7 protein-coding genes and 1 pseudogene are annotated in these 9,777 nt (G+C 73.1%); 4 read left to right on the top strand and 4 right to left on the bottom strand.

Annotated features, from left to right (window positions below; genetic code table 11):
- The 3 genes from V8688_RS29845 to V8688_RS29835 all read right to left on the bottom strand — a co-directional run.
- Positions 1-2,960: arabinosyltransferase domain-containing protein (locus tag V8688_RS29845; RefSeq protein WP_342802190.1), on the bottom strand; the 2,960-nt coding region annotated here is incomplete at its 3' end.
- Between the two features lie 40 nt (positions 2,961-3,000).
- Positions 3,001-3,888, bottom strand: coding sequence for a serine hydrolase (locus V8688_RS29840; RefSeq protein ID WP_218716989.1), 888 nt, complete (start codon positions 3,886-3,888; stop codon positions 3,001-3,003).
- Positions 3,885-4,760, bottom strand: coding sequence for a LysR family transcriptional regulator (locus V8688_RS29835; RefSeq protein WP_342802189.1), 876 nt, complete (start codon positions 4,758-4,760; stop codon positions 3,885-3,887). Before V8688_RS29835 ends, V8688_RS29840 begins: the two co-directional genes overlap by 4 nt.
- Before the next feature lie 216 nt (positions 4,761-4,976).
- Here V8688_RS29835 and bla point away from each other — a divergent pair, with 216 nt between their 5' ends.
- Positions 4,977-5,834, top strand: a complete 858-nt coding sequence (bla, locus tag V8688_RS29830; protein WP_342802191.1) for a class A beta-lactamase — start codon at positions 4,977-4,979, stop codon at positions 5,832-5,834.
- Positions 5,835-6,035: 201 nt separating this feature from the next.
- Here the strand turns inward: bla and V8688_RS29825 are convergent, their stop codons facing one another.
- Positions 6,036-6,950, bottom strand: coding sequence for an AraC family transcriptional regulator (locus tag V8688_RS29825; RefSeq protein WP_342802188.1), 915 nt, complete (start codon positions 6,948-6,950; stop codon positions 6,036-6,038).
- Positions 6,951-7,066: 116 nt separating this feature from the next.
- On the opposite strand from V8688_RS29825, the gene V8688_RS29820 reads away from it, so the two are divergent.
- The 3 genes and pseudogenes from V8688_RS29820 to V8688_RS29810 form a co-directional block, all read left to right on the top strand.
- Positions 7,067-8,065, top strand: a complete 999-nt coding sequence (locus V8688_RS29820) for a saccharopine dehydrogenase NADP-binding domain-containing protein (protein WP_342802187.1) — start codon at positions 7,067-7,069, stop codon at positions 8,063-8,065.
- Complete coding sequence (locus V8688_RS29815) at positions 8,062-9,306, top strand: GDSL-type esterase/lipase family protein (RefSeq protein ID WP_342802186.1); 1,245 nt, start codon at positions 8,062-8,064, stop codon at positions 9,304-9,306. Before V8688_RS29820 ends, V8688_RS29815 begins: the two co-directional genes overlap by 4 nt.
- 174 nt (positions 9,307-9,480) lie before the next feature.
- Positions 9,481-9,777: pseudogene (locus V8688_RS29810) on the top strand (hypothetical protein); the annotation flags it as partial.

The raw sequence follows: 9,777 nt of genomic DNA, 5'->3' as shown, positions 1-9,777 counted from the left end.
CCGGGAGCTGCGCCACCCGGCCCCGAGCTGCCGCCCGGACCCGCGCTGCCCGGTCCTGCGCCGCCAGGGCCGCCGGGGGTCGGACCCGAACCCGAAGGGGGCGCGGAGGATTGGCCGGGGCCCGGGTCGGGGGCGAGACTGCCGAGGCCGTTCGGGGTGAAGCCGATGTTCTCGGCGGACAGTCCGTCGGCGACGGTGCCGGTGTAGGGAGTCAGCAGCGAGTCGGCCGTATCGGTTTCCACCAGTACGGCGTCGGCCAGCGCGCAGGAGTCGCCGGTCATCGTCCGCAGATTCGACAGACCGACCGAATAGGCGGGGTACTGCGCGAGGGCAGCGGTAGCCAGCGATCCCACGTCGAACAGCACGATCGCCGCCGCGGCGACGGTGAGCGGCGCGATCACCGGCAGTCGGAATCGCCCGGCGGCCCTGGGCGTGCTCGCGGCCCCGGCATCGGTTCCGGGCAGCGTCGCGGGCTCGCCCGTGGATGCGGTGGCGGTGGCCGCGTCGTCGGCCGTTGGGTGCGGCGAGCCGGCAACGCTGGGTGTGGCGCTGCGCGAGCTCGTTTCGGTTCCTTCGGGCGCGGCACGGTAGTACTGCCACAGGGCGACCAGCAGGGTGAGGGCGGTGGCCACGAGGAAGAGGGTGGAGACCTCGATGCCGCCGACGGTCGGGGCCCGGTCCGGCCACGGGACGCCGTAGCCGGAGACGTACCAGTATCCGTTGGAGCCGGTGCAGCAGACGGCGAGCAGGAACAGCACCGCCGCCGCGAACACGGTGCGCAGGTAGGCCGCCCGAAGGAGGCTGCGGCTCAGCGCGACAGCGGTCACCGCGGCCAGCGCGCCCGCCAGACCCGCGTAGACACCGAAGTGGTGGGTCCACTTGGTGGGGGTGAACATCATCAGCAGCAGGGCCAGGAAGGTCACCGCGAGCATGCGGGTGACCGGGCCACGGGCGGTGGACGGGATGCGCCCGCCGCGACGCAGGGTCACCAGGACACCGACGGCCAGGCACAGCAGCATGGCCAGCACGCCGAAGCGCCGGGCCAGCGAGCCGTCGGGATTCACCGAGAGCAGCGAATCCCAGCGGGTGCGTTCCTCGAACCAGGACATGTCGGGGCCGACCAGCTGGCGGACCCGGGTGGCCTCCAGCACCGTCGCGAAGGTCTGGTCGGCGAAGACGACGACGAGCACGAGTGTGCCCGCGGCGGCGATCGGCGCCAGCACCGCGGCGTAGCGCGGCAGCGCCGGTCCCGAGCCCGTCCTCGCGCGGGCGATGATCGTGCGCAGCACCGGCCGTGATCCGGCCAGCAGGGCGGCCAGGCAGATGAGACCGGTGGGACCGGCGGCGAGGGAGAACGCCGCGATCAGCACCGCGACGGCGGCGGGCAGCAGCCGGCGGGTGGCGATCGCCCGCTCCATCGAGCACCAGGTGAGCAGCGCGCCGACCGCGATCAGCGGTTCCGGGCGCAGGCCGTTGTTGTAGGGCAGCCACAGGGCCAGGAACAGCAGGGCGGCGCTCCAGCGGGCGGGTGCGCTCGCGGCGACGCGGGAACCCAGGCGTGGCAGCACTTCCCGGCTCAGCACCAGCCAGCACACCAGGGCGGCCAGCAGCGCGGGCACGCGCATCCACAGTCCGGCGTCGCTGATCCGGGTGAGCTGGGCGAGGACCTCGTAGGGCCAGCCGAACGGCGCCTCGGCGACCTGGAACCATCGGTAGTAGTTGGCGGTGTAGCCGGCTTCCCTGGCGGCGCGCGCCATGGTCAGGATGTAGCCGTCGTCGGAGCTGTTCGCGCCGATCACATGCCAGACCATCAGCGTGCCCGCGACCGTCGCGTCCAGGCCGGTGACGCGCCACCAGCGCGCGGGCAGGACGCGTCGTGCGCGCCGCCGGTCGCGGATGTCACCGCGATGCAGGCAGATCAGCGCGATCAGCGTGCACAACACCGCACCGAGGATCGCCGCCAGCTTCCAGCCGCTCGGACTCGACGAGAACCGCGCATCGATCTCGGCGTGCAGGCGCGCATCGCCCGCCCGCGCCCGATCCAGCTCGGTATAGACCCCGACCAGCTGCGGGCGCACATCGGCATCGATGGTGGTCCGCAGCGGCGACCCGTCGGGCTTGGTCAGCCCGGTGAGTTCGGCGGTCGTCCTCGTCGCCGTCGACACGACCGTCAATGCACCGCACCCGGCCGTCTGCCCGTTCTGCGGTGCGCCGCTCAGGTTTCCACCACCCGGCGCCCCGGCCGGTGGAGGTGTCGACCCGGTCGGTCCGTTCGTTGCGCCGGGGCCGGACCCGGAGGGAGCGCCGGACTGCGGAGCGTTGGGCACGGGTGCAGGCCCGGTAGGTGTGTTCTGGCCGGTCGGTGTCGATCCGGCAGGCGCGCCGCTCTGCGAACCGGCTGCGGGTCCGGCCGGAGCGTCCGACCGTGATGCCTCGGGGGGTGGCGGTGTCGCGCCGGGGGGAGGCGTGGTGCCGGGTGGTGGGGCGGTGCCGGAAGGGGGAGTGCTGCCGGAGGGGTCGGTACCCGACGGTCGGCTCTCGGACGAGCCCGGTCCACCGCTGAGCGGCGCACCACCGGCGATCTCCGCCAGCGACGCGCTCAGCAGCAGTCGATCGCGCAGGACGACCGCGAGGGTGCGGCCGGTTTCCGGGCGGTCCTCGATCCGCGCCACCAGTCCCTTCGACCCCGCGCGCGGGGCCTGCGGCGGAACCGTCGCCAGCACCGTCGCCCCGGTCAGGTCCCGCAGTGCCGTGCACGGCACGCTGAGCTCCAGCGACAACGGCACATAGTCCACCAGCGGCGCGCTCAGCTGCATCGACTGCGGCTGCGGCCAGTCCAGGCTCGCCCGCTCCTGTCGCACCGGCAGCAGCGGAGCCGCCACCGCCAGCGCCACCCCGACGACCCCCGCCACGATCCCGACCATCCGCACCCGGCCGACACCGGAAGAATCTCCACCCACGACCGACGATGCTAGCCATATCCGACCGGGTCGGGGTCGGTCAGTGGGGGCGGCGGAGTTCGGTGACGGCGAGGCGGGCGGCTTCGCCGATGGCGGCGTCGACGACGGGCAGGGTCGGGTCGGCGCGGGCGGCGCGGGTGAAAACGGCTACCGCGACGGGGGTTTCGCCGGGGAACTCGACGACGGCGACCTCGTTGCGGATGATGCCGATGGTGCCGGTCTTGCCCGCGACGACGACCCCGCGATGCGGGAAGGCGGCCGCGATCCGGTGCGGCCAGATCTGCCTGCTCATCACGGTACGAGTGAATTCGGTACTCGCCGTGGACAACACGTCGCCGCGCCAGAGCAGGCGCAGGAAGCGGGTCATCTCCTCGGGCGTGGTGGCGCTGGCGTAGGCGGGGTCGTAGGCCGAGACCGTCCAGGCCTCGTCGTTGTCGGCGAGCGCGGCGAAAGCCTCGGCGGTGGTGTGGGTGTCGGTATCGCGCACGAGACTGCGGTGCTGATCGGCGGTGCCGCCGAGGACGCGGGTCTCGGTGAGGCCGAGCGCGTCGACGAGATCGGTCACCGCGGCCAAGCCCAGTTCGCCGAGCAGCACGTCGGCGGCGGCGTTGTCGGACACCGTCATCATGGACGTGGCCAGGTCCCGGCGGCTCAGGGTGACCGGGTCGTGCAGCGCCGCGAGGCCGGTCGGGCCGGGGGTGCATTCGGCGGGGTCGACGGTGATCGGCGCGGTGGGGTCGAGCAGCCCGTCGTCGACCTGCCGACAGAACGCGACGAACAGCAGCAGTTTGTACACCGACGCGGTGACCACCCGCTCACGGCCGCCGACCGACAGCTCGGCGGGGGAGTCGTCGCAGCGGCGGGCATGCAGCCATCCGGTGCAGCCCGCGTCGGCGAACACGGCGCGGATCCGGTCGGTGACGCTCATCGCAGGCGCTCGCGGTAGAGCACCTTGTCCAGGGCGTCGGCGTGGTCGGCGGCGTCGGGGCGGCGAATGATCCTGACCCGCAAAGCCACCGACTGTGGCGCGAGTGTCAGCCAGGCCACGCCCGGCGTCGGCGTGGGCGGGGTGGCGGTGAGGCCGAAACAGGTGCCCGCGGCGACCGCGGCCAGCACCGCGCGGTCGTCGGGCGCGCTGAGGGTGCCGGTGTCGAGGCCGCGCTCGCGCAGCAGGTCGAGCACGGTGTCGAAGGCGGGTGGATTGGCGCTGCGGGCGGGATGCGCGAACTGGAGTCCGGCGAGCATCGGGAAGGTGGGCCGCTCGGCGGTGGTGGTGCGGTGCTCGGCCGGAACCACCAGCCATCGGGGCAGTTTCACGACCGGACCGGCGTCGATACCGTCGACCAGGGCCGGATGTTCGATCACGGCGACATCGCAGATCCCGGCCCGCACCTCGGCCGTGAGATCGACCGTCGTGCCGAGCGCGGTCGAGACGGTGCCGCCCGGGACCCGCAGCGCGGTGACGCAGGCGGCCACCAGCCGGTCCGGCAGCGCGGTCGTGGCGGCGAACCGCACGGTGCCGCTGCGCTGGGCGATCCGCTCCGATTCCGCGAGCAGCCGGTCGGCGTCGTCGACGAGCAGCCGGGCCCGCGGCAGCAACTGCCTGCCCGCGGCGGTGAGCATCGCGCCCTGGCTGGTGCGGTGGATCAGTTCGAGGTCGAGATGCTGTTCGAGCCGCCGCAGCCCCTGGGACAGCGGCGGCTGCGTCATCTCCAGCGCGGCGGCCGCCCGCCCGAAGTGGCCCTCGTCGGCGACCGCGACGAAGAACCGGAGGTGTCGCAGCAGATCCATGTCGGCCATTGAACCAGCGTGCGCGGCACGGGCGCCCCGGATCCGGCGTCGGCGCTCGACCGTTCGTCCGCGCCGGTCGGCGGCGACCTGCGCCGATATCGATGCCGACTCGCCGGCGGCCGTGTCGGGTATTGGCCCGGGCGGTGGCGGTGGTGATGGGGTGCGGTGGTGACTTCCTTCGTGACCACCACCCTGCGCGGCCGCCTCGCCGCCGTCGCGCTGGCGATGACCGCCGTCGCCGTTCCGGCCTGTTCGACCGCCGCCGAGACCACCACCCCCGCCGTCTCCTCGACCACGGCGGCCGCGCTCTCGTTCGCCGCGCTGGAGACGGAATACGCTGCGCGCCTGGGCCTGTCGGTGATCGACACCGGCACCGGCGGTACCGTCGCCTACCACGCGGACGAGCGTTTCCCGATGGCTTCGACCTTCAAGGGTCTGGCCTGCGGCGCGCTGCTCCAGGCCCATCCGCTCGCGAGCGGCTACTTCGACCAGGTGATCCACTACACCGCCGCCGACATCGTCGTGAACTCCCCGGAGACCGAACGCCACATCGACACCGGCATGACCGTCGCCGCGCTCTGCGACGCCGCGATCACCCAGTCCGACAACACCGCGGGCAACCTGCTGCTCCGTCTGCTCGGCGGCCCCGAGGGTTTCACCGCGTTCCTGCGCTCCCTCGGTGACACGGTGTCGCGCCTGGATCGCTGGGAACCCGAGCTCAATACCGCCATCCCCGGCGACGAACGTGACACCACCACGGCCGCCGCGCTGGCCGCCGACTATCGCGCCCTCGTCGTCGGCACCGCGCTGCCGGAGCCCGAACGCGCGCAGCTCGCCGCCTGGCTGAAGGCCAGCACCACCGGCGCCAAGCGCATCAAGGCGGGACTGCCCGCGGACTGGATCGTCGGCGACAAGACCGGCAGCCCGGCCTACGGCTCCGCCCTCGACGTCGCCGTCGCGTGGCCGCCGGGGCGCGCGCCGCTCGTGCTCGCCGTGCTCACCACCAAGCCGGACCAGGACGCCGAGCCGGCCAACGCGCTGGTCGCCGAGGCGGCGAAAAGGGCGGTCGCGGAACTCGACTGACCTGCCCGCCCGCCGCCACCGGCCGCGCGCACCGCTCGGGATCGTCCCCGGCCGCCCACGAACAACGCGGTGAGTACCGGGATTCCGGTGTCGAGCGCGGCCGATGGCGCCGCGATGCCGGAAGCCGGCTCGGCGTCGCGGCGCCGAGTGAACCGGGCCTGCTCGTCGAGGTCGAGGCACCTGCCGTCCGCGCCTGACGGTTCAGCTCGCGCCCGCGACGAGCACCGGTGTCCCGGCCGCGCGATAGCGGCCGGGGGCGGTGCCGAACGCGCGTTTGAACGCCTTGCCGAAGGCGTACTCGGAGCCGTAGCCGCTGCGCCGGGCCACCGTGGCCAGTGGGTGGTCGGTGTCGCGCAGCAGCCGGGCGGCGGTGAGCATCCGCCAGCGGGTGAGGTAGGTCAGCGGTGGCTCGCCGACCAGCTCGGCGAACCGGCGGGCGAAGGCGGCGCGGCTCAGACCCGCGGTGGCGCCGAGGGATTCGACGGTCCAGCCGTGCGCCGGGTCGTCGTGGATGGCGCGCAGGGATCGGGAGATGTCGGTGTCGGCGACGGCCGCGGCCCAGCCCGAGGATGTCGCGGCCTCGGCGAGATGGGCACGCAGCAGATACAGCAGCAGCAGATCCAGCAGCGGGGGAATCGCCGCGTCGGAGCCGGGGCCGGCATCGGTGAGTTCGGCGGCGAGCAGTTCGACGGCCGACCGCAGTGCCGGGTGCGTGCCCAGCCGCGCCGGGGCGTGCACCACCTCGGGCAGCTCGGTCAGCAGCGGATGGGTGCGGTCGACGGCGAGGTGATACGAACCGCACAGCAGCGTCGCGGGCGCGCCCGGTCCGTCGACGAACCGGACATCGCCCGGTCCGGCCGTCTCGGTGATCGGGCTGTCGAGCTGGTCGAGCAGATCGTGGGCGATGCCGCGCGGCAGGAACACCGCGTCGCCGGTGCCGAGCGCGATCGGTTCCACGCCGAGCCGGGTCAACCAGCACGAGCCCTGCAGGACGACGTGGAAGCCGGCGCCGTCGATGTGCGGATACCGACGGCCCCACGGCGCGTTTCGCACGAACATGCCGGAGGCGGGGGTGCCGGTCCGCGCAGTGGCGAGGACGTCGCTGAGCAGATCCATGTCGTAAACCCTACGCTGCGAGACGATTGGATATCTCCTGAAGATCCTGGATGATTTTCTGTCTCACCATCGCTGCATAGTCTGAGTTCATCATCCCGATGAACAAGGAGAACGACATGAAGATCGCCGTCTACGGAGCCACCGGACACGTCGGCCGATTCGCGGTGGACGAGCTGCGCGGGCGTGGCATCGACCCGGTGGTGGTCGGTCGCGACGCCGGGCGGCTCGCCGAGGTCGGCGGGGTGATCCGGGTGGCCGCCGCCGACGATCACACCGCCCTGGTCGAGGCGTTCACCGGGATCGACGTCGTGATCAGTACCCTGCCCGACTACACCGGCAACGGAGCCGGCGTGCTGCGCGCCGCCATCGCGGCCGGTGCCCACTACGTCGACGTCGCGGGCGAACAGCTCTTCGTCGAGCGGGTGTTCACCGAGTACGGCCCGCTCGCGGCCGCGGCCGGAGTCACCCTCGCCACCGCGACCACCGAGGCGGGCATCTTCGGCGATCTGCTCGCCCACCTCGGAGCGCAGCGGCTCGGCGGGGCCGACGAGATCGTGCTGAGTCATGTCGCGCTGCCGGGCGGGGAGGGCTCGCGCGGCAGCATGCGCACGGTGCTGCGGAATCTGGACGTCTTCACCAGCGGTGGGCTGTCGTGGTCCGACGGCGAGTTCCGCACCGGCTCCCAGGCGCGCCGCGCCACCTTCCTGCTGCCCGGCGCCACCGAACCCATTGCGGTGCGGAAGTTCCCGCAGCCGTCGGTGGTGACGATCCCGCGGCACACGACGGCGGGATCGGTGGAGGGCGTGCTGGCGACGTCGATCTTCGAGATCATCGGCACCGTCACCGAGGACGATCTGGCGGCCGCGCCGGAAACGCCGTCGGCGCCCGCCGCGTACTCGGTGGTCGTCGACGTCCACCACGCCGGGCGCACCCTGCGCGGCATCGGCAGCGGACCCGACGCCTACCGCAACAGCGCTCAGCTCGCGGTCGAGGTCGCCACCCGGCTCGCCGCGGGCGCGGGCACGCCGGGCGCGCTGGCGCCCGCCGAGCTGTTCGAGCCGACCGAATTCCTCGACGCGCTGTCGGCCTTCGGCATGAGCTGGACCCTCGGATGACCTGGCTCGCCCGCCGCCTCGGGCTGCTCGTCACCGCGCTGACCACGCTGACCCTGGTGGCGTGCGGTGTCGAGGCGACCCCGCCGGACTGGTCGGGCGCGTGGGCGGCCGCCGCCCAGCATCCGGCCACCGCGGTGACGCCGAACTGGTCGGCGGCGGGCTTCGCCGATCAGACCGTCCGCCAGGTGGTTCGGCTCGCCGACGGTGGTCCGCGGGTGCGGGTCCGGCTGTCGAACAGATACGGCACGGCACCGCTGGCTGTCGCGGGCGCGACGGTCGCCCGCAGCGCGGGTGGTGCCGCCGTGCACCCGGAGACGGTGCGACCACTGACGGTCACCGGCGCGGGGTCGTTCGAGATCGCGCCGGGCGCCGAGGTCTCCAGCGATGCCGTGACCACCTCGGTCGCGGCGGGCGAGGCGCTCGCGGTGACGCTGTACTTCGCCACGCCCACCGGCCCCGCCACCCAGCACGCCCAGGCGGCCGCGACGAGTTACCGCGCGACGGGTGAGCACACCGCCGACCCGACCGCCGCGGCGTTCACCGAGACGTCCCAGTCCTGGTACTTCCTGGTCGGCGTCGACACCGTTCGGAGCGACCGGCCTCGCGATGTCACGGTGGCCTTCGGCGATTCGATCACCGACGGCTACCGCTCCGGTGTCGACGCCGATCAGCGCTATCCCGACCACCTCGCCCGCTACCTCGCCGCCGAGGGCCGCCGGCGGCCCGTCGTGAACGCGGGGATCAGCGGCAACCGGTTGCTCACCGATTCGACCGTGCTGGGCGACAGCGGGCTCACCCGGTTCCGCCGGGACGTGCTCGACCAGCCGGGCGTCGGCACGGTCGTGGTGCTGATCGGCATCAACGACATCGGCCTGGCCGGATCGACGGGTCCGGACGGTCAGGTGTCCCCACAGGTTTCGGTCGAGCAGCTCGTCGCGGGGTATCGCGAACTGGTCGCCGCGGCCAGGGCGGCGGGGGTGCGCGTCGTCGGCGCCACGCTGCTGCCGTTCGCCGGGTCGCCGTACTACTCGGCCGACCGCGACCGTCTCCGGTCCGAGGTGAACAGCTGGATCAGATCACCCGGCGCCTTCGACGCGGTGGCCGATCTCGACCGGGCGATGGCCGCGCCCGGCGACCCGACCCGGCTCGCCGACGCGCTCGACAGCGGTGATCACCTGCATCCCAACGATTCCGGTTACGGCGTGACGGCCGCCACGATCGGTGCGGCGATCCCGGCATGACCGCAGGTCGGAGGGTGGGGGACATCCCGATTCGGTAACGAATCGCAGTCGAACTCGTGATGAACCCTCGCCGCTCGAGTGGCAGGCGGGGCGAGGGCTCGATATGCTCGCCTGCGTTATCGAAACGGGCTGTCGTGCTGCGTGTTCGGTGTGCCGATTGGTGGTTGGGGGCCTGTGAGTACTGCGGAAGTCGGGCCGATGGCGCAGTCGACGGCTGTGTCGCCGGGGGAGCGTACCGCTCGCGGGGAGGCCGCGGGAGCCGCCGGTTACGTCGTCCTCGGGGCCGGGGTGGTGCTGGCCGCGATCGCCGTGGTGGTCGCCGTGTTCACACCGCCCGCCCTCGGGATTCCGGTTCTCGCCGCGACCCTGGCCGTCGCCCTGATCGCCTGCCCCGCGGTGTTCGTCGCCCTGCGCCAGCGCGCGCGGGCCCGGACCGCGACGGCCGCCGCCGCCCGGGCCGAACAGCAGCTG

It is taken from the genome of Nocardia sp. No.11 (assembly GCF_038752175.1).
Taxonomy (GTDB): Bacteria; Actinomycetota; Actinomycetes; order Mycobacteriales; family Mycobacteriaceae; genus Nocardia; species Nocardia canadensis.
Note: the sequence above shows the minus strand (reverse complement) of the source record. Positions and strands in the feature narration are given on the sequence as shown.